Raw genomic sequence first — 24,790 nt, 5'->3', positions numbered from 1 at the left:
CACGCAACTCCCCGCGCCGCCGGCGCATTGTGGATAACTCGATCAGATCGGACTTGAACCTCAGGCAGTCTTTTGCAGACCGGCGACAGTGCGCGGCATGCCGACAAAACCAGGCAAGGCTTCGACACGCGCCAGCCAGGCACGCACGTTGGCGTAGTCGTCCAGCGCCACGTTGCCTTCCGGCGCATGGGCGATGTAACTGTAGGCGGACACGTCGGCGATGGTCGGCTCGCTGCCGGCAAGATAGGGGGTCTTGCCCAGTTCCACGTCCATCACTTTGAGCAGGTTGTGCGCACGGGTAATCGCTTCTTCAGCATTCAACTGTGCGCCAAACACCGTCACCAATCGGGCAGCAGCAGGTCCGAAAGCAATCGGTCCGGCAGCGGCGGACAACCAGCGCTGCACCCGTGCCGCACCCAGCGGATCGGTCGGCAGCCAGCGACCATTGCCATACTTGAGCGCCAGGTACACCAGAATCGCGTTGGAGTCGGCCAGCACCACGCCGTCATCGTCAATCGCCGGCACCTGGCCGAAACTGTTGATCGCCAGATACGGCGCTTGCTTGTGTTCACCCTTGGCCAGATCGACCAGGATCAGTTCGGTCGGCAGTTGCAGCAGGGACAACATCAGCTCCACCCGATGGGCGTGGCCGGAACGCGGGAAGTTGTAGAGTTTGATCGCTTGCATGGTCGACTCCGCTGGAGGTGGCGCCGTTCGGGATGGCAGCGCCGATGGAGGCCATCTTCCCCCCATCCTCAAAGCAACAGAATCACCAGCAATCGCAATCGATTATTTCACTGGATGAAATAACGCTGCGTTCTGCAGCGCCGGATGCTCTCGCAAGGCTTTCACCGCATGGTCGACAAAACTGCGCACCCGCGCCGGCGCCTTGCGCCCGCCCTGATACACCACATGGATCGGCAGCGGCGGCAGTTCGAAATCGGCAAGGACAATTTCCAGCTCGCCGCAGGCCACCTTGCCGGCGACCTGATAAGACAACACCCGGGTCAGCCCCAAGCCCAGACAGGCCGCAGTAATCGCCGCCTGGTTGGCGGTGACCACCAGCCTCGGTTCAGGCCGCACGCTGATCGCTTCGCCCTGATCCACAAACGGCCAACTGCGCAACTGGCCGATGGCCGAGGTCGCCACTACCGGCGCGCCGGCCAGTGCCTGTGGATGCTCGGGGCGGCCGTACCGGGCCAGATAGGCCGGCGAACCACAGATCACCCGCCGCACTTCACCGACCCGGATCGCATGCTGATTGCTGTCCGGCAGTTCACCGATGCGTACCGCGACATCGATGCCCTCCTCGACCATGCTCACCACCCGATCAACCAACAGCGCATTGATCGAAACGTCCGGGTATTGCGTCAGATAAGTCGCCATCAGCGGTGTGACAAACAGCTCACCGAACAATACCGGCGCGGTCACCGTCAATTGCCCACGGGGCTGGGCATGACTGCCAGCCGCCGAATCCTCGGCTTCCTGCACTTCGGCGAGAATTCTCCGACAGTCTTCCAGATAACGCTGACCCGCTTCGCTCAGATGCACACTGCGCGTGGTACGGATCAGCAACTGCGTGCCAATACGCTGCTCCAGCGCTGCAACCGCGCGAGTGACACTGGCGGCGGACAAGCCGAGGCGTCGCGCCGCTGCCGAGAAGCCCTGCGCCTGAGCCACCGTGGCGAAGATCTGCATTTCCTGGAAGCGGTCCATGGATGCCCTCGAGTCGGATACAAAAATCGCAGCCGAGGCTGCGATTTTTGCGGGTCATGGTTAACAACAACATAGTTTGACACAGCACCTCGCGTAAATCGGGGTCTGTACAACGACTCGGGGTAGAGACAACAGCAATATAGACTGACACAGATGGACTGAGCTTCAAATACAGGGTCCGGCTTTTCACAACATAGTTTGACACGAACAGTTAATGTAAGCAGTCATGAAGGGGGATCGCATAAGCTGAGGCCTTCAACACAAGCTCAATGCGATGTTTAAGTCTGTGCTCACCCTACGGCCGGCGCCAATAAGCACATAAACCGTATTTTTCGTCTCAAATAAGCACGCGTGAGTGAAGGAAACCCCCAACGTTGTTCTGACCCAATCGCCAGGTTGGAAGCGGCCTCTGCTGTCTTGGATAACGGTTAAAGCGTAAACCAGAGCAGGGATTAGCTCTCTATCGGCGATCGCTTGCCGCTGAGACGTTGTAACGTCGAGATCTAATATCGCCCATTCAGAAACAAGACAATAGGCACGGAAAGGAAAATGCAGATTGGCGAGTGCCACAGCATCTGAATTGGCGAGTTGGCACCCGCCTATTTCCTCACCTGCGGAAAGCACTGAGATAAAATCATCCAAATTCATCCGTTCCTCCAGTCGATCAATACACCGACTCGAACGAGAATCATCAATCAGCATAGCTCCAAGTGAACCGCCCGGTTTCAATGCCGACGAATAGCAGCAACGTCATCTCACCCTTGACCTTTACACTCCCTCTACCTCAATGAATGGGATGATTTCTTTAGGTGGCGTCACCGCACAAAGCGGTTTGCGCCAGTAGCCCACGCTATGCCACTGGCTGTGCTTGTACCCAACTTCGGGGTAGGTGCCGATGTGGGTAAATCCGAGCGCTTCATGGATACCTATGCTTCCTGCGTTAGGTAAGGCAATGCCGGCATAGGCTGCATGAAACCCCTGTTTTTCGAGGAGCGGTAGAAGTCGCTGATAAAGCGCACGACCAAGTCCTTTTCTGTGTACCGCAGGGTCGATATAGACGGTGACGTCTACCGACCAGCGATAAGCTTCCCTGGCTCGATGCTGACCTGCGTAAGCGTATCCAACGACCTTGCCTTCTACCTCTGCGACCAGAAAGGGATATATCGGCACTGTTGCGGCTATTCGTGCTGCCATCTCATCAACCGTCGGTGGTATCAACTCGAACGAGATGACTGTGTCCAAAACCATTGGCGCATAGATGGCCTGGACGGCAGATGCGTCATCAGATGTCGCAACCCTCACTTTGTAGTTCATGTCTTTCTTTGCTGCCCCGTAAAGAATCGTGTTTGAAGGGCTGCCACTTGCCGGGTTTTCAGCCCTTTAGAATGTCGCGTTAGATCCGTGAGCTTCGCTTGGAACAGCGCGGTTACCAGCGTGACGATGCGTGCAGGTAACCGACAGCATTAGTAACTCATTTTTTTATGGAAACAATCGTTCCTTTACCTCCTTCGACCCGAAAGGTGAATGACACACGATCTCCTACCTTCAACCCTGCCAATTGATCATCCGACACGGAAAAGGCCATGGTCATCGGCGGCCATTGAACAGCTGGGACGGCACCGTGAGCGAGTGTCACGGTATGCTTCGCAGGATCAATGGCCTTGATCGTGCCCTCGGCATCGGCGACAGCCATCTGCCTTGATTCCTGCTTCATTTCCATGCCTTCCATACCGTCCATTTTCATTGCTGACGTGTCTTGTGCATGGGCAGCGAAAGAGAGCACAACCGCAGTGCTGGCAACTGTAATAAGGGTCAGTTTCATACGACATTTCCTTTCAGAGTTACGGGTTTGCTAGGTAGATTTCGACGACGCATTAAGCGATAGGCCGCCGGGATGACAAACAGGGAAAGCAAGGGCGCAGTTACCATGCCGCCGACCATTGGCGCGGCAATTCGGCTCATCACTTCGCTGCCGGTACCACTGCCCAACAGTATGGGCAACAGGCCCGCGATGATGACAGCCACAGTCATAGCTTTGGGACGCACCCGCTGCACAGCGCCTTCACGAATCGACGCCACTAGTGCATGTTCAGAGTTATCGCCAAGGCCCACACGTTCAGCCCAAGCATTCTTCAGGTAGAGCAGCATGATCACGCCGAACTCTGCAGAAACCCCGGCCAGTGCGATGAAGCCGACCCCCGTTGCCACCGACAGATTGAAACCGAGCAAATAGAGGAACCATGCCCCTCCGGTGAGAGCAAAAGGGAGTGTGGCCATGATCAACAGGGCCTCATCGAATCGAGCGAATGTCAGGTAAAGCAGCACGAAGATGATCAATAGCGTGGCCGGTACGACCAGCTTTAGTCGTGCGTTAGCTCTTTCGAGAAACTCGAACTGCCCCGAGTAGCTCAGGCTCATACCAGGCTGCAACTTGACCTGTTGATTGACGACCTGACGAAGATCGGCGACCACGGAGGCAATGTCCCGACCACGCACATCGATGTATACCCAGCCCGAAGGCCGCGCGTTCTCGCTCTTGAGCATTGGTGGACCGTCAGTGATTTTTATTTTTGCCACAGTACCGAGGGTGATCTGGATGCCTGACGATGTGTAAATGGGCAATTGTTCCAAGGCTCCCGGTGAGTCACGCCACTCTCGCGGATAACGGACGCTGATCGGAAAACGTGCGAGCCCCTCAATGGTCTCCCCGATATTTTCGCCTCCGATAGCACCAGCCACGATGGACTGCACATCAGCGATATTCATGCCGTAGCGGGCGGCTGCATTACGATCGATATCCACATCGATGTAGCGGCCACCGGTCAGGCGCTCGGCCAACGCGGAGCTGACACCGGGCACATTTTTGGCTGCCTTTTCAACCGCCTGGGTGACCGAATCGATTTCCGTCAGGTTAGTGCCGGCAACTTTCACCCCGATGGGACTTTTGATCCCTGTGGCCAGCATGTCGATGCGGTTGCGAATCGGGGGTATCCAAATATTGGTCAAGCCAGGCACGCGTACCACGCGGTCCAGCTCCTCCACCAATTTTTCCTGGGTCATGCCTGGGCGCCATTGCTCATGCGGTTTGAACTGAATCGTGGTTTCAAACATTTCCAACGGCGCTGGATCAGTAGCGGTCTCAGCACGACCGGCCTTGCCGAAAACGTGTTCAACTTCAGGGACTGTTTTGATTAGGCGATCGGTCTGTTGCAGCAGTTGTGCAGCCTTCTGCACCGACAACCCCGGCAGGGCTGAAGGCATGTAGAGCAGATCCCCTTCGTCCAGTGGTGGAAGGAACTCCCCACCCAAGCGAAACATTGGCCATAGCGCACTGACAAATACCAACAGCGCCACCAGCAGAGTAGTTTTCGGACGGCGCAGAACTGCGTCCAACGCGGGTTGGTAGATCCGTATCAACCAGCGGTTTAAAGGGTTATGTTGCTCACTCGGAATTCGTCCCCGAATCCAATAACCCATCAGCACCGGCACCAACGTCACCGACAATCCCGCCGCTGCCGCCATGGCGTAGGTCTTGGTAAACGCCAGTGGGCCAAACAATCTTCCTTCCTGAGCCTCCAATGTGAACACCGGAATGAACGACAGCGTGATGATCAACAGACAAAAGAAAAGCGCGGGGCCGACCTCGGCCGCTGCATCGGTCATCACATGCCAATGCTGCTCACCCTTCAACTCCTGCCCAGGATGAGAGGTGTGCCAGAATTCTATTTTCTTGTGTGCATTTTCAATCATCACCACTGCGGCATCGACCATGGCACCGATAGCGATAGCGATCCCACCCAAGGACATGATGTTGGCGTTGATGCCCTGGTACCGCATGACAATGAATGCAATCAACACCCCCACAGGTAGCGAAATGATTGCCACCAAGGATGAGCGCAGGTGCCAGAGGAAGATCCCGCACACCAGGGCAACGACGATGAACTCTTCCAGCAGCTTGTAACTGAGGTTGTCTATTGCGCGGTCGATCAGCTTGCTGCGATCGTAGGTTGTTACGATTTCTACGCCTGCTGGGAGACTGCTTTTCAACTCATCCAGTTTGCTCTTCACCGCCGTAATGGTCTCGCGAGCATTCTTACCGCTGCGCAAAATCACTACGCCACCGACGGTCTCGCCTTCCCCGTCAAGTTCAGTGATGCCTCGTCTCATTTCTGGCCCAAGCTGAATCGTGGCGACATCGCCAAGGCTTACAGGCACACCGCCTGATTCCAACTTCAGCGGGATCGTCCGAAAATCGTTGAGCGTCTTTAGATAACCCGAAGCTCGCACGATAAACTCGGTTTCGGCCATTTCCAGCACAGCACCACCGGTTTCCTGATTGGCCTTGCCGATGGCTTCAGTCACCTGTGCCTGAGTGATCCCGAGATTGGCCATCTTGAGCGGATCGAGCTGTACTTGGTATTGCTTGACCATGCCGCCCACGGTGGCCACTTCCGCAACATTGGGCAGCGTCTTGAGTTCAAACTTCAGGAACCAATCTTGAAGCGCACGAAGTTGCGCGAGATCGTGCCCACCAGTGCGATCCACCAGTGCGTACTGATAGATCCAGCCCACTCCCGTTGCGTCCGGTCCCAATGCGGGCTTTGCGCTGGCTGGCAACCGGCTTTGTATTTGACTCAAATACTCCAGCACCCGAGAGCGAGCCCAGTACAAGTCGGTACCATCTTCGAACAGCACGTAAACAAAGCTGTCGCCGAAGAAGGAATACCCGCGCACGGTCTTGGCTCCAGGTACTGAAAGCATGGTGGTGGCCAGCGGATAGGTGACCTGATTCTCGACAATCTGCGGTGCTTGTCCCGGATAAGGGGTACGGATGATCACCTGTACATCGGAGAGATCCGGTAGTGCATCGATTGGTGTGTTCTGAACTGACCAGATGCCCCAAGCTGTGACGAAAAGTGTCGCCAACAGCACCAAAAAGCGGTTGGCAACAGACCAACGGATGAGGGCAGCGATCATGGCTGACCTCCCGTTTTATCTAGACGTTCGACACGCAATCCATCGTCGGTTTGGCTCACCGCGACCCGAACCTTGTCGCCCGTTTTCAGACCCTGAATCAGGGTAGGATTGGCAAGTGGAAACGTCATCGTCATGCCCGGCATGCCCAGTGTCTTGAAGGGGCCGTGGGCGAGTGTGACTTCTTTATCGTCGATTTCGACGATCTGCCCGTCCGCCTCATGCAGACCTGAGGCTGCTGCGATACGGGGTGGTACGTCTGCTGAACTGGCCACGATACCCTTTAAACTGGCCTCCGAATCGAGCAGAAATTGGCCCGAGGTAACTACCTTCTGACCTTCATCCAGACCTTTAACAATTACTGTCTTGCCACTGCTTTCCTGCCCGAGCTGCACTTCAACGGGGCGATATCGGCCAGCATCTTCGGCTAGCATCACCAAGGCACGTCGACCGGTGCGAATGACGGCCTCGCTCGGCACCCACACCACACCCTGCTCAGTTGAGCTGCTCAAGCGCACTTGCGCCGTCAAACCGGGCTTTAGGCGACCGTCTGGATTGGGTAGTTCGACCCGTACGCGCAGGGTGCGGCTATCCGCATTGGTGTCCGGCAGAATTGTGCTGACAGTGCCATTGACCTTGGTCCCAGGGAAGGCCGGCAACTGCGCCTCGACCTTTTGCCCCTCGGCGATGGTACCCGCGTCGGATTCAGGAACGGACACCGCCAGCCAGACACTGCTCAGACCATTGACCCGCGCCAGTGTCTCGCCTGCCGCGACGGTCATGCCTATGCGCAGGTTGAGCTCTTGCAGCACCCCGCCAATCGGGCTGGTCAAAGTCAGATAAGGTTGGACCTTACCGCTACGTTCGACCTGGGCAATCACTCCCGGCGGCATTCCACTAAGCAGTAAGCGCTGCCGCGCAGCGGCGAGCAAGTCGCGATCACCGTTATTTTTCAGGGCCAGGAACTCAGTCTGAGCCGCCGCCCACTCGGGCACCAGAATATCCGCCAGCGCCGCATTGGCTTTGAGCAGATCACCGGGTGCATGGGCGTAGACCCGCTCTACAAAGCCTGGAGTACGAGCCTGGATAACCGCAACATCCCGTTCGTTAAAGGCGAGGATGCCACTCACATCAAGGCTGGATGCAAACACTCCACGGCTGACCATCGCCGAGCGCAGACCGAGATTCTGCGCCACGCTCGGATCGATGCTGACCGTCGCTTGATCGTTGCCGCCACTGGCGTATTGCGGAACCAGCTGCATGTCCATGAACGGCGATTTACCCGGTTTGTCGAACTTCTGTTGGGGGTACATCGGGTCATACCAGTACATGGCTTTGCGTTCATTTGGTGCGTTTTGATTTTGCTCAGACGAAGCGTCCCGTACTTCGCTGACGCGTTGAAGTGCTAGCCAGTAACCACCGGCGATCCCCACTGCCATTGCAACGCCTGCCAACAAAACCCCACTCTTTTTAAGGCTCATTGGCTGGCCTCTCCATACGCAAAATACAGTCGTGCATTGATCAGTGCTCGCTGTTCCTCCACTTCGACTTGTTTGAGACGAGCCTCGATGAGTTCACGTCGGGCGGCGACAACCGCATTCAAATCGCCTTTACCGGCGCGGTAGCTGGCCATGCTGAGTTCGACTTTTTCTTTGGCCAGCGGCAGCAGACTTTGCGCATTGCGCTGGACCGCACGATTGAGCCGTTCATAGTCAGCCAGTACACTTTCCAGTTGCTCGGTATGCTCGCGTGACAAGGCTTCGCGCTCGGATTCGAGTTGGTTGACTTCGGCTTCTCGTGCGGCAATTTTTGGGTTTTGCCGGGTCTGCGGAAACAACGGCAGATCCCAGGAAAGTTGCACGCTGACCATGTCGCCGAACTGCCGATCACGGTGCTGATAATCCACCTCCCAACTCCAGTCGGACTTTTTCTCCGCCTGCGCCTCGCGCACCTTGGCTTGCGCTTCACGGGTCATCGGCCCGTACGCGGCCAGCTCGGGATGATGTTGCAGTTTATGGGGCAAGCCTGACGTATCGATCGGCCACTGCGGAAGACTTCCCGCCGGCGTTGCGTTGGCGGCCGGACCAATCCAGCGTTTCAGCGCCGCGCGCGCTTGAGCACGCTGGCGTATCAGATCGTCTTGCTGCTCGGCCAGTTGCGCCGCTTCCTGCTTCGGTGTCACGGCATCGGCCGGTTGTGCGCGACCGCCGGCAATTTGCGCGCGGACAGTGTCGCTCAGCAAGCGGTTCTCCTTGTAGAAGTCCTGGAACAGCGCGTCTTTGCGCTCTATTGAATAGCTGCTGATCCAAGCCAGCGCCGTGGCTTGGCGCACGTTCAGGCGTTCGACCTGACGCTCGGCAGCGGCACGCTCAACCCCTGCGTTCGCCACCTCGATCCGCGCCCTGCGCTTGTCACTATTGGGCATGTCTTGCCTGACCCCGACCATTTGCATGGTCATGAAGTCATCATTGACGCTCCAGCGATCTGGGCCGCCGATGGGATAGTTCTGCAGACCAGCGAGCAACTTCGGGTCAGGTAGCTCACCCGCTGGAATGGCCGCACTGCTGGCAGCCTGAATCTTTGCATCCTGTGCAGACAGCGACGGCGCGGTGTTTTCGGCCAGCCGCAAGGCCTCTTCGAGCGTCAGCGAGGTAGCGAAGCTCGGCAAGGCCAGTACGCTTGCCGCCAGACCGGCCACTAGGGACCAACCTGTGCAAAAGCACTTGGGGTTCATGTTTGCGATTCCTGCGATGATCCGCTGAGCGCTTCAAAAGGCCTGCGCACAGCCATGCCATCCCGTTAAAAACAGGATGAGGTTCAATAACGGACAGGAATCAGACGCGGGGCGGTCGCCATACACCGGATGGGGTGGACAAAGGAACGGAATCGCTGGAAAAGGCCAGCACGACGGGGCTGAGCAGAGTCACGGGCGGCTTGACGATCGAAACTTGTAGCATCCCGCCCGTCTTGCACTCCTGACCCGGTTTGCAGGGTTTCCCATGCTCGGTCGGGCTCTTCATGTCATTGCAACAATCCATGCCCATGTCGTCCATCATCGCCATGCCCGTGGCTTTCATCGGGCACGGTTCTGTCGGTGCCTGCACCCCCGCCATCCCGCTGAGGGGAAGCGCCAGGCTGATCAAGAAAATAAGACAAAACCGCAGGTAGCGTTTCATGAGGTTGGAGTGTAGCCGTCAGAATTGGCGCGAACAATTAATTAACGCTGGCTTTCAGCTAGCGCATGCGAGCCGCTTAATAACGCACGATGTAAGCCCATCAGCATTAAGCCTGCATTATTTTTTCAGTTACCTTTTGACGCAGCACGGATCAGCGCGCTATCTGAAGGTCGGCGAGAAAAATATTCAATTCTGTAGCGCCCGACTTTAATGGAGCGCGCCGCCTTAGCAATGCGTGCTGTGCTCGCATAATTACTTAGGGTTGGTTCCACTCGGCTGCGGTGGAACTAGAATGAAAGGCCCTCAGACACCTGAATCAGCATTTCTTCGACTAGATGTGTGCCAATGGTTGTAGTGACCATCGCTGATGGGCTTTCACCCAAAAAACGGGCTTTGGGCTTGGAAAGCCATTGTTTGGCCTTGCCTTTGTCACCGAAGATCACCTCGGCCAAGGCGCTGATGTGTGCAAACCGGAACAGGCGATCGCTCTCATGCAGCGTCAAGAGCTGATTGGCTGCCAACCTTGTTTTGAGCGCTTTTGGTTGAACGATTCTGTCGCGTTCTTCATTGCTAAGGGTCCCACTATCACACAGCACATGGACCAGACAGGCCGGGAATCCAGCTACTATCATGTGGTGAATGTCCAGACACGAAGCATTGACAGAGATATCAAGAAGGGCCTCCAGACGCATGCGGTAAGCATGATAGACATCCTGTCGCAGGATGCCAGCAAACATGGGCAGCACCGATGTTAAGTTGTGCATGGGCGTTAGCATTATTGTGCCATTCGCTACCGTTAGCTCCAGATCGTCCCCAATACCTAACCCCATTTGGTCAAGCAACTCTGGAGGCAGCTCAATGATGATGTCGCCAGTACCGTCCTCAGTATTCTGGCATTTGGCTACCCACCGCTCAGTTTCACTCATGATCGCCTGGCCCTCATCAAAGCCATCAGAGAATGACACACATCATTATGCTCGGGCGCAGAGCTGACCAAAGGAACGCGCAATACGCTGGTAGCGTGATCAGGCAATTACACGAAAAGGATATGACATGAACGCTGATGAGCTATACGTTTCCGTCGACGTCGAGACGTCTGGGCCTATACCAGGCGAATACAGTCTGCTTTCCATTGGAGCTTGCCTTGTAAACCAACCTGCAACGTCCATCTATCTTGAACTGCGACCTGATAGCCCAAAACACGATCCAGAAGCACTGGCAGTATCGGGGCTGAGTCTGGAAAAGCTGGAGCACGAGGGCCTCGCTCCGCGAGAGGCGATGCTGACACTTAGTGAATGGCTGAAATCGTCCTGCCAAACGGGGCAGAAGGTCATTTTCGTAGGGCTAAACGCACCGTTTGACTGGTCATTCGTCAATTACTACTTCCACAAATATTTGGAAACCAACCCCTTTGGTTTCACAGCTATCGACATGAAGGCCTACTTTATGGGCGCTGTAGGTTGCAATTGGCAGGAAACAAAATCATCCAAAATGACCGCTGCGCTGAAGCCAATCAGCGAACCCAACCATAACGCATTGGATGATGCCCGCTTTCAGGCGGAGCTCTTCGCCCTAATGTTAGCGGGTAAAGGTAACCGCTGATCCGCCTTCCACCGCACGGACTTGAAGCTCATCCGACCCAGGTTGCCTCAATGTATCTGCCGTCCCTGAATGACCAAGCCTTGATACCTTCTGGTTTTTCGGACTTGCCGACAATAACGGCTATGGGGTGCGGCAGATCCTGCGTGTAACGTGCAGCAAATTTGGAAAAACTTCCGATGTCTGCCGGAGATATCACTGGAATGGATTGGGGATGCGTATGCCAATAGCCCACTAGACGTAACCCTTGTTCGTTGGCAGCCTGGATCTCCAGACGGCATCGCTCCGCATCCAATTCTAGCCAAGACCAGCCTGACCGATCAGCGCGATGAGGCAACGTGGCCGAGGCCAGCAGCAACCCTTTGGGATCAACCGGATTGACGAATAACTGTCCCCCTCGCTCCACGCCAAAAAGGCCCTGCCGATGACTATTCAAGATGTCCGCGACAGCTTGGGACACCAATAGCTCGGAATTAACTTCCGGCCATCGCCAGCGCCACGCAATATCCGTCATACCGTTTCGTCCTTATCTTCCGGCCATCCGCGCTCGAGTAAAATTTGCTGCGCCCCCTCTGGCAGTTCGGGCCCATGGTATTGGCCTCCCAGGCTCGGCACATCTTCAGGCCTGTAGATACTGCTGACCCAAGATGCAGTGGCAATGTTGCCGGTCAATGCGCGTAAGGCCGTGTGCGAAACCATAGAGGCGATATTGGTCATCCCCAGCGAGCCGCCTGGGATAAAGCTCTCCCCACAAGCGGGCAATGGAACCACACCCCCTCCCGGCCACTCTGTAAATTTATGCAAGAAATCGCCGACGTCCGTGAATAGATGACGGCCATCAAAGGTGCCGGCTGGTGCGAATAGCGCATGGCCTACCTGGGTGTACGGTTCGCTCCAGGCTTGTAAGACCCCCCAAGGAACGCCGCTGGATTTGGCTCGCCATACAGTGACCTCCGACTGCCAGTCTGCTGTCGTGATCACCACCAGATCTGCATTATCGAACACTTCTGGTTTGCTGCTCATCACCACTTCGGCGAATGTCGAATAAGCGGTGCATTCTGTCGTCGGGAGATCTAACAGAATCTTGTCCCTCAACGCTGACGCTTTCAATCTCCCTAGGCTATCCGCTCCCAGAACATGCCTTCCCAGATTGGCTGACACCAAGGTGTCAGGATCGATGAGGGTAAGGTGGCCAACACCGGATCGTGCCAACTGTATTGCCACCGCACTGCCTAGCGAGCCAACACCAACGCAAACTACCCGAGCATTTTCAAGGCGCTGTGCAGTGCCGCTTTTATCGCGGGACAGAATGGACGCTCGATCAAGCACGTCCAGGGCAGTTGCTCGGACGAGCGCCGGAGGATGTGCATTTGCGATCGCTGGCCTGCGGCGCGCTGTACGCAAGCCAAACTTTGCCCCCCGCTCCTGCTGTACGCCAAGCGAGCGTACATTGAGGCAATAAGTTGGAGAATCCGTCCCCCCTGGAAGCTCTAGAACAATCCATCGACTTGCCAACGTTCCATGCTGCTCAAACCATGCCAGCAATTGCTCGGCATCGTCTGGTTGAAGATGTGGTGTTAGCCACAGCATTAGATCTTCTGGATCCGGGGTGCGGATATCCGGATAGGTCTGAAGCTTGACGTAAAAACCGGGAGTTTCGGCCGCGCGAATGACAGCGGAGCGCCCGACAACCCGTCGGTAATGCCCTTTGAGTGCAGCTACGTTCGATGCTAGCCAAACCGTTTCCTGTCCGGATGGCACAGCCCGGCGCGGATCGCTGAGCGCAAACAATTGCGAGGCGGCCTGGGGTCGATCCAAAAGTAAGAGGTTCTGGAATGACTGACCGTGCTGGAAAGACCAGTAGGTAGTGATCTCATTCTGAAATTCGATATCGCGCGTTGCCTGGCTTGATCCCATCTTGGACAACGAAACGATCTGGGCTAGGCGATTAAGGCTGTCCTCTACAACGACCTCCGGGGAGCCCATAATGGGGCGTTCCTGAAAGCCATGAAGGCAAAGCCCCGACTTGGTGGCATGCGGCCAGACCAGCCACGGAGAGGGTTCGACGTTCAGTCGCAAAAGCCCACGGGGGAAGTTGGAGGGAAAACCAATACGCAGTCGCCGCTCCTGGCCCGTGTAATCGATGGGCAAGGGAAAGTGAAAGGACGCCGCTTCGTCAGCCCGCATGGGTGCGGGCTGGAGCAATGCATCGGCAGCATCCTGACCTAGGGTATTTCGCAGTGCGGCGATTCCGCGCTGCAATGGCGTCGTAATAGGATCAGCCAAGGCGTCCAACTGGCTTTACGCTCGACTGAGAGGTTCCGCCACCGCTGGCTCCTCCGAAGAGCGAACCCATCGAAGCAGAGTTTCGAGTAGTGCCATCCGGTCGGCCGGGCATGGTCCAATTCGCAGGGATCTCATTGTTCACTGCCGAAATGAATGCCGGTGCAATACCGAAATTCTTTTTCACTGCTTCTGCAAAGGAATCATTGGATTCAAAACTTTCCAAACCCAATGATACGGATGCACTGGCGTCCGCATGCCACTTGGCAAATGCTTGTCGATAGCCTTGCCCCTCGCCTGGTCGATTCCACTTTTCTGCAAAGTTTTCGCCGTTATCGGCAGGGTTGCAGACAAAGCAATCGTTACCTCTATGCGCGATGTGCTGCGGCATTCTACGAACGATTTCCAAAATTGCATCGAGCGGAGCCAAAGGCTTCGACTGTGATTCCTTCACGACATCCAGGTATGCGTGAGTGGCCAAAGTGGTTATGACAGCGGATATGGGGCGAGTATCAGCGCTCCTTGTGTTGATGGCCCATTCATCGCGATGCCGCTTGAGCAGCTTTATGGTCGCACGCAGGGGATCTTGATCGATGTAATCCTGATAATGCGGCAAAGGATCTTGTGTCGCGGCATCGAGCATCCGCTGGCTTTTGGCAACTACCAAGCTTTCCAGAGAAATTTCCTGGGCAGAGGCAACCTGTAACCAATTCGAGTACGGGATAGGGCTGCTTGCTTTCCACCCTGTGACCCGATCCGGAACCTCCAGTTTACCCTCGCCGTTGGCTTCGCCATTTCCGTTGATCGCACGTGCGGGGGTGACATCGATGTGGAAGCCTGGATTCTCGTCGGCATAAACAATCCGGATGCCACGACGTAATTGCTTAACTTCTTCCTGAACGCGGGAGCCTTCCCTAAAACGCTGCTCAATCGCTTCTAGAACTTCCTTCGCACTAGCGCCTTGAGCGTGAGGGAGCCAGATAATCGCGTCCGCATCAATGGTGTCCAGATCCGCAGGCGCACCGGGGATTGGCTTGATGGTCGTTTTCAGCCGCATCGAGCCTTGAACGAAGATATGGGCCTCAGCGAGGAGCGGGTTGTCGGAGGCCGAGAGGATTTTTTCCAGTTGGGAGTAGCGGTCATTGATTTTCTGGTACTGCGCTTCCGACAGCGAGATTTCCCGCGCGGCGCGAAGCAGAAAATATTCCCAACTGCTGCGCTTGGTCTGTTCGTTGCTCAACAGCATTTACCTAGCCTCCTGGGCCATCGAGCCCAATTGCAGTGTTTGCGTAAACCGATCTTGGTTTTCTTTGTCCCGATCAAAGATCAGGTACGTATGTTGATGCTGCGTTGTGAGCAACGCACCAAACTCGATGGCCAATGCCGCAGGAATAGCGGCGAAGACGTGGATAGGTTCAGGAGTCAGAGCTTCAAGCTGGCTCAGCCGTATTTGAAGTGCGTCACGAAAGGCATGAATCACCCGACGGTTCTGTACCATCGCATAGCTTGGTTCTGGGATCGACAGCTCTGCAATACGTGCACCGGGCAGAGCGTCGGTCACGTCGCGAACCGGGACTTGCGCAGAAATGGAGAGCACAAGCGCCAGTGGCCCGTCGCCGTCGGAGGGAGGTGTAAACAAAAAAGCGGGCGGCTCAGCGGACTGATCGGGCCAGCGCAACCGATGCTCGCGGTGGAAGGAGAAGATCAAGCGTTTGGAACGGTCGCCGATACCCTGGCCCAACATCATCAATGCCGGGATATCGGCCAAGCCCACTACAGCTAGTGCAGGCGCATCGCCGTAGGTGCCGCCGCGACGCTTGAGTTGCTGCTCCAACTCATACTGGACACTGTCTTTGATGTTCTGCCAATAGGTCGCGTCCCTACCTCGCGGTCCGGGTGCAGGGAAAGTGATTTTAATGCCTTGATCGAAGGCCGTTAGTCCTTCAGCCGACATCGCAGTCAACAGATCGCGAACGGGAATGTCGTTGATCGTCTGGAAATGCTGACTCAGGACGATGAGAGGAATGGCTCTACCACCATCGGGGGTCGTTGCGGCGAGTCGGATGCGTTCCAGGTACGCTTGGTGTAAACCACTCAAATCATTTTCAGGATACCCGTCTGCATCACGATCAATTTTGTCATGACAACCTGGGCACAGGAGCATCAGATTAGCGGTATCGTTAGTGTGCGCCTCAGCATCATGATCCGCGCGTCCCCGAGGGCCTTTGGGACTGGCGGGCAGAATATGCGCCACTTCGCCCCATCTCATTGGCTTGCCAGCACGATAGTCGAACGTCAGATCCGTACCGCACAGTTCACAATGACCAGCGGTCTGTGTCCATACGATCCGCTTCGTCTCTTCATTTGTGTTGAAGCGCCCGCTTGCGGGCTTAGCATCTTCTTGTTCTGCCATTCCGACCTACCCCCGAGAAACATCCATGATTAAAAACGATGATGGCAAGATAAGATCATCTTAAGGCCATTTGCTTTGATTTCAAGAGCGATTCGAGGGTGATGGGCGCTGGATCGGCTTCGAACCGGACACTTTGTGACTCAGCGAAACGAAGTGATGGCCGCATTCGTTTTGGGCAAGTGCTGGGAATGGGGTGCTGAGCACAGCGTATGTATTGAAATTAGGGAATTTATGCGAAAGACATAAACTCCCTAATTTCGATACATACCTTCCTCATACCCTACGACGTTCGTCACTACACGACCCTACAACACATGGCAGTAAATGCGCGAATAGGCGTTTCGTGGTACGCAACTTCAGATCATATGGTTCTGAGGCTTGCGCCTAAACGGCGCGATTAGCTGCGCACGATAGCCTGTTGGAAAGTCTCGCTCTTTTAGCCCTACCTGCGCATCACCGAGCTTGTTTGCTGCGTCATAGAAGGTTCCAAATAGGTGATCCCAAATAAGTAAAAACTCTCCGAAGTTGACCTGGGCATCTTCGAACTCTCGCTTATGGTGCCAGCGATGTGTCTCGGCGACTCCAATCACGTTGCGTAACCAGCCCAACGAGTAGTCCAGGTTCGAATGCTGGAAGGCTAAATGAACGGTCAAGATGCTGAACCAAGTCGCGATAACGGCCGACGGCGCACCTGAGGCGAGCAGAACCACCAGCCCCGGTCCGGCCATTAGCGCCGCATGCAGCGGATGTCTGCGCTCCCCATTCATCCAATAAAGGCGATCAACGCTGTGATGAATCATGTGCATACGCCACAGCCAATGCACCCGATGGCTGATGCGATGCATGACATACAGGCTTAAATCGAGGACGGTTGCGACCAGAACCAGCTGTAACCAGAGGGGACTCTCGCTGGGAAAAAGGCGAACTGATGCCGGCACCGCATCGCCAAGCTTGGCGAGGACTTCAGCAGTGAACTGAATGACAGAAAGGTTGACCAGCATATGCAATAAATCGGTCGAGGTGTCTTGATGATCTTCGAGCCAGGATTGACGAAAGGGTTGGAATTGCTCCAGCGCGGCGATCGTGAACAAGCTCACAATAGCGATCAGGAGTGTTGTGGGCCATGGCGGAATCCCGGTGTAAAGCGCCCAAACCATGAACGCAGCGGTGCCACCAAATATGAGCGGATAGCTCATCCAACGTATGACGTATCGGAAAATAATGATCATCGCTCACCTCCTTTTAGGAAGCGAAGACGATAAGTCACAGGCTGGCGTTTGGATTGAACGAAAGAGCTACAATCGAATGATGAATATCCTCGCTTGACCTTATAGCGGCTAGAAGGTTTGTAATCGACAGGATCAAGTGTATTTAGAGGAGCGGCCCCATGAGTTCGTGTGACAAATCCTGTGGCTGTGGCCCGGCTTCAGCAGGCCCAGAAGCAGCAGCTAAGCCATTAAATGAAGGGACATGGATCAGCAAATTTTCAGTACCAAAAATGGACTGTCCTTCCGAAGAACGGATGATCAGACTCGCGCTGAATGGCTTGCAGGAAATAGCTTCACTTTCTTTTGACCTATCCGGTAGACAGGTGAGTGTTTTTCACGAAGGGGCCGTAGAGCAGATCGCTACCAAGTTGGAGTCACTTGGCTTGGGGGCAAGGCTATTAGATACGCAGCCCATCAGCCCAGAGTCCGTATCAGCCAACAGTGCCAATGAAGAGCAAAACGCTTCAAAGGAAGCCAGCACATTAAAAATATTGCTCGGCATCAATGGTGCAATGTTTCTCGCCGAAATGAGTGCTGGCCTGATTGCCCAATCGACGGGGCTGATTGCCGACTCGCTGGACATGTTTGCTGATGCGGCCGTTTACGGGCTGGCCCTCTTTGCGGTCGGCCGCAGCGCGGGAATGCAAGTACGTGCAGCACACCTGGCAGGTATGTTTCAGATCATTCTAGCTTTGGGTGTGCTTTTGGAAGTTGCTCGACGCTTTCTCTATGGCAGTGAACCTGAATCGATGCTGATGATGGGGATAGGCGCCGTCGCGCTGGTGGCAAACGTCACTTGCCTGTGGCTGATCTACAGCCACCGCGAAGGAGGAGCACACATGAAAGCGAGTTGGATTTTCTCAGCCAACGATGTGATTGCGAACGTTGGCGTAATCGCTGCAGGAGCATTGGTCGCTTGGACAGGGTCTCCGTACCCAGACTTGGTGATTGGTACGGTCGTTGGCCTGATCGTTTTGAACGGCGCACGTCGAATCCTGGCTCTAAAAGCTTAACTATTCCAATCGGCGAGCGGCCTGTAGCTAAGGCCGCAAGCCTCTAACCTAGTCGCTTAATGCAAGCTCACTTCGGCGAGCGCCGATGAGGGATCTATACCCAACAGCGAGCGAAAGGTTCTGGAAAAGTGGGCTGAGTCGGAGAAGCCTGACGCGTGCGCAGCGGTGGTTATAGGTTCTCCGGATGCCAGATGTCGAACAGCTTGGGTCAGTCGTAGCCATTTAGCATAGCTACGCAGCGGCAAACCGGTTTGTTCCACGAACCAATGCGAGAATCGAGTTGGGGACAGGTGTACCAGTGCTGCCAACTCTTCACGTCGTACCATGCCCTGGTAAATGGCCGTGCTGACTATTGCCAGGCGAGGATCGGCGACTGGAGGTGCATCGGTTATCTGTAGGGCTTTTCGCACTGCGGACCGAGTGTCTCCCGCGCCTGCCTTCAAGGAGTCAGCAATTAGTGCGGCGTCAGCCGGGGCGATATTGATCGGAATCGGCGTCATGGTCTTCGGCAAAACCTGGCCCTCTTCTGCCAAGACGTCCAAGTAGATTGAAACGATGAGGGCTCCGCTGATTCGATGCCGAACACCGGCTGGAATAAACACTGCAAACTCGGTGTGCTGACGCGGCAGGCATTCCACTGTTACAGGCACGTCGATACCTATAGCTATTTGGTGAGCCTGATGCTGATGCCAATCTTGATGACCAGCATGCCCAGCAAAAACCGCTAACCCAGGCGTTAGCCATGCGCGACCAGACCACCTTAGGACACGTACTGGAAGGTGGCGCTCCATCGTCAACGTTTGCTTGGCGACGCGGGGCTAATCACGCTTATGACCAATAAAAACGATGCGCCGCTGACAATACATATATCTGCGAGATTAAACGCGGGCCAGTGCCAGCCTTGATAGTGAAAATCCAGATAGTCCACGACAAAGCCTCGCAAAGAACGGTCGATAAGATTGCCAACAGCCCCACCCAAAACGAGACAATAGCCCAAGGCTTCGCTCCAGTGACGTTCCCGTTGAAGGATCGCGACGAGCGTCAATGCTACGGCTAGCGCAACAACAACGAAAAGGTAACGCTGCCAGCCTCCAGCGTCAGCCAAGAAGCTGAACGCGGCGCCGGTATTGCGTGCATGCACTATGTTGAAAAATGAGCCTACGGCGACCGATGAGCCCAGCTCATAAAGGTGCTCGACGCCAAGCTTTAGACTTTGATCGATCAACGCCAGGACCGCTGCAATTCCCCACCACAAAGTAGGCGGCTGTACACGAGCTGTCATTGGGAAACCGTTCATTGGCTATTCCGTAGTAACCGTTCCAGTACATCTGAAACTGGTATTTTTTGAAAAGCACTGACTCTTGCTCGTGCGGTATCACCCACTGGGATCCAGGTCTTGGAACAGCAAAGCAGGCATCGTGTCCGTATCATTTGCGCAGCAAGCGCAGGCCATTCAGTACTACCAACAGGCTTACCCCCATATCCGCGAATACCGCCATCCACATCGTAGCGTGACCAGTGAGCGTAACGGCTAGGAAGATGGCTTTAACGCCCAGCGCGAGCGCAATGTTTTGCGTAAGTACTGCTCCGGTCTGGCGGGAGAGACGAATGAAGGCAGGAATCTTGCGCAAATCATCATCCATGATTGCTACGTCAGCAGTCTCGATCGCCGTATCGGTGCCAGCTGCCCCCATCGCGAAGCCCACATCAGCCCGAGCAAGCGCAGGGGCATCGTTTATTCCGTCACCGACCATGCCGACGGTGCCTTTATGATCGATCAAGGCTTCGATGGCTTTGAGCTTATCGATCGGTAGGAGATTGCCCTTGGCCTCGTCAATGTTTACCTGCGCGGCAATTGCCAGCGCGGTATGTGGGTTGTCCCCTGTCAACATCACAGTCTTCACACCTAACGCGTGAAGCTCCTCGATTGCGGCTCGGCTGGTGGCTTTTACCGTATCGGCGACTGCAAACAACGCCAGCGCCCGTTTGTCATCGGACAGAATGACTACAGTTTTCCCTTGCCGCTCAAGGTGGCCCAGGGCGGCTTCGGTATTAGGTGAGCAGAACCCCAACTCCTCCAACAAACGATGGTTACCCAACTGGTAGCGCTTACCCTCGATCTCGCCGCGGACCCCTCGGCCCAGCAGCGCTTCGAAGTTATCCACTTCCAGCAACCGCAGCGATTGCTGGGCCGTTTGTTTGGCAATAGCCCGCGAAACCGGATGATCCGAACGTTGGGCAAGGCTCGCGGCGGCAATGCGATAATCTCTAGATAATCCATCAGCTAGAGGCAGGAAATCGGTCTGTACGGGCTTGCCATGGGTAATGGTCCCAGTTTTATCCAAGGCCAGATGGGTGATCTTGCGACCGCTTTCCAGGTACGCCCCGCCCTTGATTAAAATGCCTTTTCGCGCCGCTGCCGCGAGGCCGCTTACAATGGTCACCGGGGTCGAAATCACCAGTGCGCAAGGGCAAGCGACTACCAGAAGCACCAGCGCCCGATAAATCCAGTCAGCCCATAATCCGGCCATAAACAGGGGCGGGAATATCGCAACGGCAAGGGCGAAGAAAAACACCGATGGCGTATAAACCTTGGCGAACTTATCGACGACCCGCTGGATCGGGGCGCGTGAACCTTGGGCTTCCTCCACAGCATGAATAATCCGGGCCAGTGTCGTATTGCTGGCCTCAGCCGTCACGCGGTACTCGAAGGAACCGGACTCATTGATCGAGCCGGCATAAACAGGGTCACCGACAGCTTTCTCGATGGGCAAGCTTTCCCCGGTGATAGGGGCTTGGTTTACGGTAGAGTTGCCGGAGATCACGTTGCCATCCAGACCAATGCGCTCGCCGGGGCGAACTCGAACCAAGGAGCTGATCTGGACGGTTTTGACATCTACGTCCAGCCAACTGCCGTCTGCCTGGCGCACCGTTGCATGATTTGGGGTCAAGTCCATCAGTCCTTTGATCGCATTGCGTGCACGATCCAACGACTTGGCCTCAACCAATTCGGCAACAGTAAATAAAAACATGACCATCGCCGCTTCTGGCCACTGCCCAATCAGGACCGCTCCCGTCACCGCAATGCTCATCAACGCGTTTATGTTGAGATTGAAATTTTTGAGAGAGATCCAACCTTTCTTGTAAGTCGCGGGCCCGCAGAGTGCTACCGAGATTAAAGCTACAGCAGCAATCACCCATTCGGGGGCTGCCTGGGTGAAATGCAAAAATTCCGCGCCTACCGCAGCAATACCAGACAGCGCTAACGGCCACCAGGTGCTTTTGCGCAGTGATTCAGCTTCAAACTGGCTTTGCTGCTTATCCGCGCCTGGTACGTCGACCGCGCCATTCAACGGTTCCGCCTGCATACCAAGCGATGACACGGCCGCTTCGATTCCCAGGGTATGTGGCAATTCGTGCCAGACACCTAGAGTACGGTTCATCATGTTGAATTCCAATTTCTGAATTCCAGGCATCTTTGCAAGCTTGCCCTCAATCATCGCCTGCTCGGTAGGACAGCACATTTGCCCAATCCGGAAACGACTCAAGCGAGCCGTGTCGTTGACAACGGCTGATGACACTTTGGATGCGCACGCGCTTGGGCCATCCGTTCCAGATGCAGAGCAACATGCATCGGTAACAACCGAGGTGGTGGGCTCGTTCGGTTCGGTAGGTGGATATTGAGAAGATGTCGGAGATGAAGTGGAGCAGCTTGTCTTTCCGCCGTTGCCTCCAGCAGAGCAGCCATCCGCACTTTTGGTTGTTGAAAGCGCAGGATTCACGTCCGAGGTCTTAGAAGAACAGCAACTGGTAGTTCGATCTCGATCGGTTTCGTCTTCACCCGATGTTGCGGAAGTCGCACAGCAGCTCCCGGATGCGACAGGGTCAAAAACGTCCACGCCCGCTGGCTTTTTTGGTGCTTGCTCGTCACCGCAACAGTTTTTCATGAGAACGCTCTCCGCTTTTCATGGCGAGAGTGAACACCTTATAGCCACTATAAGGTCAAGAGATTCTTCGATGCCTTAAGGCATCCACCAGCGACCATTCATGTTCAACGTGATCACAGTGAGTAAGTGGCCGGTAGTAGATAGGAAATGCTGCTTCCCCTCGCGCCTACGGTGTTGGCATCAACGGCGTCCTATTTCGTGACGCTAATATCAGGCGGCATCCCGTCCTCACAGCAAAGCACACAGGGCACTTGCCCTATGCGGCGGCCGACGAGCAGCACAGAAGCTCTGCTACGAAGGTAAGCAGCCATGTGCAGAGCAAAGCGTCCAAACTCGAGTTGAAGAGATCGGCGGGGAGGGTTTTCATCGATCAGAGGCCTGGCGATCGGTAGAACGGTGAGCAAGGATTTGCTTGTTGCCTGACGCGAGTAGAATGAGGATTCCAGCAACTATAGGGTCAAGAGAAATGAATGCGCCCACGTACACGATCGGTGCCTTGGCGAAGCTGACCGATACCAAAGCCGTAACCATCCGCTATTACGAGCAGTCAGGGCTGCTGCCTTCTGCTGGAAGATCACCGTCGGGTTATCGCTTTTACACAGATGAAGAGCGCAACCGGCTGCTGTTTATCCGTCGCAGCCGCGCGCTTGGGTTCAGCGTCGATGACATTCGCGATCTACTCGGCCTGGCTGACCGACGCGACGCTTCCTGCGCCGCTGTGGATGCGAAAGTGCAAGGGCAACTCCAACAAGTTCGAATCCGTATTCAGGACTTACGAGGTTTAGAAGCCGAACTGACACGACTGAGTGTTTGCTGCCACGGTGGTGTTATAGAGCAATGTCGCATCATTGAATCATTGTCGAATCGTAGTTAACGCGGCAAAAGACTCCATGTGCGTAGAGATTGTACGAGGTGAGAATCGTCATTGTGCAATAAAGTCCGCTATCTTGGTTTATTTCAGGATGCGTGCCTTAGGATTGTCCTGTGGTTCGCAAATTTGCCATCCCATTAAAACCGCATGCGGCGACATGTGGGAAAATCGATGGTAATAGCTCTAAGTTAACCGTGCTCAGTTATCATTATTGAACCACCGACACCTCCGTGCTTATTAAATTTCTGACGCAAAGTGCTTAACCGTGCGACAGGGTAAATTCATTGCCGCTTTGAAATGTGCAGCTTACCGCCTGTTTTGCACCCTTGCTCGGCTTACGGGGTTCACCGAGTTCGGGGGACTTCATGTCACGGCGGCAGCGTTGGCCCATGTTGTCATCCGCCATCCAAGGGTTTCATTGGACATGGCTCTCCGGCGCTTGAACACCCGCCATCCCGCTGAGGGGAAGCGCCAGGCTAATCAGGAAAATCAGGCAAAGCCGTAGACAGCGTGTCATGGGCTGAAGTGTAGCCAGTAGAAATGGTGCTAACAATCACGCTCCAGGCTTCTGGGTTAGCTGCCAGAAACCTCTATTGCGCGCTCATTTCCATTTCAGGACTTAGCGTGCCTAACCATGCGACAAGACAGATGATGAGGATTGCCATTAGGAATTCGAATTTCATGCTGCGGCGCAAGGCATTGACCGCTACAGAGTATTGACCATTGCGAACCGAGCGCTCCAATAGCGGGCTTAAGTGAAAGCGGTTCAGCGTCGCTAAAACGATCATCCCGGCAAAGAGCAGGATCTTCAAAAACAGCAACTGGCCATAGGTACTGAGCATGACCTCATCAAGGTTGGGACCGACGATGAAAAGGTAATTTACTACTCCCGTAACGCTTATGATCGCAACAATCACACCGCCGGCCGACTCAAAGCCAGTCAGCACGCGGGCAAGAATACGTGCTTCCTCCTCACCCTTCAGCGATTTCAACCGTAGCAGTAGAGCGAAGGCCGCTAGAGCACCCAACCAGCCACCTGCCGCTAATAAATGGAAAATGTCGCTGAGAAAATGCCAGTAGCGGCGGCTGCCTTCGTCCATGGCACCATGCCCCGTCCAGGCTAGCGTGGCCAACGCGATTGCTCCACAGACGGTGACGATCCAGAGGCTGGGTGTCGGATATCGTTTATTCAACGCGACGCCCAGAATTGCCCCCACCAAGGCGGCTATCCGAACCATCCAGGTCAGCCCAACGTCGGTGCCCATGATGACCATTTCAAAAATGTGGTGATGTAGCTCCATAAGCTCCGATACACCGCTCATTGCTTTTGCAAGCAACAACATCGCAGCAAGGGACAGAACTACACCTGCAACAGAAGTACCGTAGAGAAGCGACTCAAAGTTCAAGACCGTGCCCGATACCCTTTCCTTTCCCCTGAGGCTGTACAAGCCAAATATGGCCAGTCCAAATAACAACATCAGGTCAAAATAGAGAGCAAAGCGAACCACGATATTTAATGAGTCGCTCATG

General features: G+C 55.2%; 22 protein-coding genes and 1 pseudogene. 3 read left to right on the top strand and 20 right to left on the bottom strand.

Features of this window, described 5'->3' with window-relative positions:
* Positions 1-60 precede the first annotated feature (60 nt).
* The 10 genes from L6D63_RS05230 to L6D63_RS05185 all read right to left on the bottom strand — a co-directional run bounded on the left by L6D63_RS05230 (position 61) and on the right by L6D63_RS05185 (position 10,831).
* The gene (locus L6D63_RS05230) at positions 61-687 is read right to left on the bottom strand and encodes a glutathione S-transferase family protein (protein WP_131670793.1); all 627 of its coding nucleotides are present in this window, start codon (positions 685-687) and stop codon (positions 61-63) included.
* A 102-nt stretch (positions 688-789) separates the two neighbouring features.
* Positions 790-1,716, bottom strand: a complete 927-nt coding sequence (locus tag L6D63_RS05225) for a LysR family transcriptional regulator (RefSeq protein WP_131670794.1) — start codon at positions 1,714-1,716, stop codon at positions 790-792.
* Between the two features lie 255 nt (positions 1,717-1,971).
* Entirely contained in the window at positions 1,972-2,364 is a 393-nt protein-coding gene (locus L6D63_RS05220) for a DUF6957 family protein (protein ID WP_062386179.1), read from the bottom strand.
* 120 nt (positions 2,365-2,484) lie between these two features.
* Positions 2,485-3,030 carry an arsinothricin resistance N-acetyltransferase ArsN1 family B gene (locus L6D63_RS05215; RefSeq protein WP_062386180.1) on the bottom strand — a complete coding sequence of 182 codons (546 nt, stop codon included), beginning with the start codon at positions 3,028-3,030 and terminating at the stop codon, positions 2,485-2,487.
* Between the two features lie 157 nt (positions 3,031-3,187).
* Positions 3,188-3,538, bottom strand: a complete 351-nt coding sequence (locus L6D63_RS05210; RefSeq protein WP_062386181.1) for a copper-binding protein — start codon at positions 3,536-3,538, stop codon at positions 3,188-3,190.
* Positions 3,535-6,693, bottom strand: coding sequence for an efflux RND transporter permease subunit (locus tag L6D63_RS05205; RefSeq protein ID WP_062386182.1), 3,159 nt, complete (start codon positions 6,691-6,693; stop codon positions 3,535-3,537). The genes L6D63_RS05210 and L6D63_RS05205 overlap by 4 nt, the downstream gene beginning before the upstream one ends.
* Positions 6,690-8,171: an efflux RND transporter periplasmic adaptor subunit gene (locus L6D63_RS05200; protein ID WP_054916987.1), complete on the bottom strand. Its 1,482-nt coding sequence runs from the start codon at positions 8,169-8,171 to the stop codon at positions 6,690-6,692. Before L6D63_RS05200 ends, L6D63_RS05205 begins: the two co-directional genes overlap by 4 nt.
* Positions 8,168-9,424, bottom strand: a complete 1,257-nt coding sequence (locus L6D63_RS05195) for a TolC family protein (protein ID WP_054916989.1) — start codon at positions 9,422-9,424, stop codon at positions 8,168-8,170. Before L6D63_RS05195 ends, L6D63_RS05200 begins: the two co-directional genes overlap by 4 nt.
* A gap of 100 nt (positions 9,425-9,524) precedes the next feature.
* Entirely contained in the window at positions 9,525-9,866 is a 342-nt protein-coding gene (locus L6D63_RS05190) for a hypothetical protein (RefSeq protein ID WP_054916990.1), read from the bottom strand.
* Positions 9,867-10,153: 287 nt separating this feature from the next.
* Positions 10,154-10,831, bottom strand: coding sequence for an antitoxin Xre/MbcA/ParS toxin-binding domain-containing protein (locus tag L6D63_RS05185; RefSeq protein ID WP_236170285.1), 678 nt, complete (start codon positions 10,829-10,831; stop codon positions 10,154-10,156).
* An 88-nt stretch (positions 10,832-10,919) separates the two neighbouring features.
* Here L6D63_RS05185 and L6D63_RS05180 point away from each other — a divergent pair, with 88 nt between their 5' ends.
* Positions 10,920-11,468 (top strand): 3'-5' exonuclease, encoded by a 549-nt coding sequence (locus L6D63_RS05180; RefSeq protein WP_054916991.1) that lies wholly within the window; start codon positions 10,920-10,922, stop codon positions 11,466-11,468.
* Between the two features lie 28 nt (positions 11,469-11,496).
* Here L6D63_RS05180 and L6D63_RS05175 read toward each other — a convergent pair whose 3' ends face one another.
* The 5 genes from L6D63_RS05175 to L6D63_RS05155 all read right to left on the bottom strand — a co-directional run bounded on the left by L6D63_RS05175 (position 11,497) and on the right by L6D63_RS05155 (position 17,390).
* On the bottom strand, positions 11,497-11,979 hold the full coding sequence (locus tag L6D63_RS05175) for a Mov34/MPN/PAD-1 family protein (protein WP_019816998.1): 483 nt from the start codon (positions 11,977-11,979) through the stop codon (positions 11,497-11,499).
* A complete protein-coding gene (locus L6D63_RS05170; protein WP_019816997.1) occupies positions 11,976-13,760 on the bottom strand; it encodes a HesA/MoeB/ThiF family protein in 1,785 nt (594 codons plus the stop codon). Before L6D63_RS05170 ends, L6D63_RS05175 begins: the two co-directional genes overlap by 4 nt.
* Entirely contained in the window at positions 13,744-14,994 is a 1,251-nt protein-coding gene (locus tag L6D63_RS05165) for a nucleotidyltransferase domain-containing protein (RefSeq protein ID WP_019816996.1), read from the bottom strand. Before L6D63_RS05165 ends, L6D63_RS05170 begins: the two co-directional genes overlap by 17 nt.
* Positions 14,995-16,161 (bottom strand): SAVED domain-containing protein, encoded by a 1,167-nt coding sequence (locus L6D63_RS05160; protein WP_019816995.1) that lies wholly within the window; start codon positions 16,159-16,161, stop codon positions 14,995-14,997.
* Between the two features lie 356 nt (positions 16,162-16,517).
* On the bottom strand, positions 16,518-17,390 hold the full coding sequence (locus tag L6D63_RS05155; RefSeq protein WP_062386183.1) for a sterol desaturase family protein: 873 nt from the start codon (positions 17,388-17,390) through the stop codon (positions 16,518-16,520).
* A 158-nt stretch (positions 17,391-17,548) separates the two neighbouring features.
* Here L6D63_RS05155 and L6D63_RS05150 point away from each other — a divergent pair, with 158 nt between their 5' ends.
* Positions 17,549-18,442: a cation efflux transmembrane domain-containing protein gene (locus tag L6D63_RS05150; protein ID WP_032872266.1), complete on the top strand. Its 894-nt coding sequence runs from the start codon at positions 17,549-17,551 to the stop codon at positions 18,440-18,442.
* A gap of 56 nt (positions 18,443-18,498) precedes the next feature.
* On the opposite strand, the gene L6D63_RS05145 is transcribed toward L6D63_RS05150, so the two are convergent.
* From L6D63_RS05145 to L6D63_RS05135, 3 genes are all read right to left on the bottom strand, one after another.
* The gene (locus tag L6D63_RS05145; RefSeq protein WP_225568928.1) at positions 18,499-19,092 is read right to left on the bottom strand and encodes a helix-turn-helix transcriptional regulator; all 594 of its coding nucleotides are present in this window, start codon (positions 19,090-19,092) and stop codon (positions 18,499-18,501) included.
* Positions 19,093-19,235: 143 nt separating this feature from the next.
* Positions 19,236-19,739 (bottom strand): signal peptidase II, encoded by a 504-nt coding sequence (gene lspA, locus L6D63_RS05140; RefSeq protein WP_019816991.1) that lies wholly within the window; start codon positions 19,737-19,739, stop codon positions 19,236-19,238.
* A 130-nt stretch (positions 19,740-19,869) separates the two neighbouring features.
* Entirely contained in the window at positions 19,870-21,942 is a 2,073-nt protein-coding gene (locus L6D63_RS05135) for a heavy metal translocating P-type ATPase (RefSeq protein WP_236170284.1), read from the bottom strand.
* A 913-nt stretch (positions 21,943-22,855) separates the two neighbouring features.
* Between L6D63_RS05135 and L6D63_RS05130 the strand changes: the two genes are divergently transcribed.
* Positions 22,856-23,263: a MerR family transcriptional regulator gene (locus L6D63_RS05130; protein WP_019816989.1), complete on the top strand. Its 408-nt coding sequence runs from the start codon at positions 22,856-22,858 to the stop codon at positions 23,261-23,263.
* 290 nt (positions 23,264-23,553) lie between these two features.
* Here L6D63_RS05130 and L6D63_RS28740 read toward each other — a convergent pair.
* Together L6D63_RS28740 and copD are read right to left on the bottom strand one after the other, a co-directional pair.
* Positions 23,554-23,777 (bottom strand): annotated as a pseudogene (locus L6D63_RS28740) (hypothetical protein); the annotation flags it as partial.
* A gap of 73 nt (positions 23,778-23,850) precedes the next feature.
* Complete coding sequence (gene copD / locus L6D63_RS05125; RefSeq protein WP_019816987.1) at positions 23,851-24,789, bottom strand: copper homeostasis membrane protein CopD; 939 nt, start codon at positions 24,787-24,789, stop codon at positions 23,851-23,853.
* Position 24,790: the final 1 nt, after the last annotated feature.

This window comes from Pseudomonas parakoreensis, assembly GCF_021602155.1.
In the GTDB taxonomy this organism is placed as follows: domain Bacteria; phylum Pseudomonadota; class Gammaproteobacteria; order Pseudomonadales; family Pseudomonadaceae; genus Aquipseudomonas; species Aquipseudomonas parakoreensis.
The sequence above is the reverse complement of the archived record's forward strand: the minus strand, read 5'-3'. Positions and strand labels throughout refer to the sequence as shown.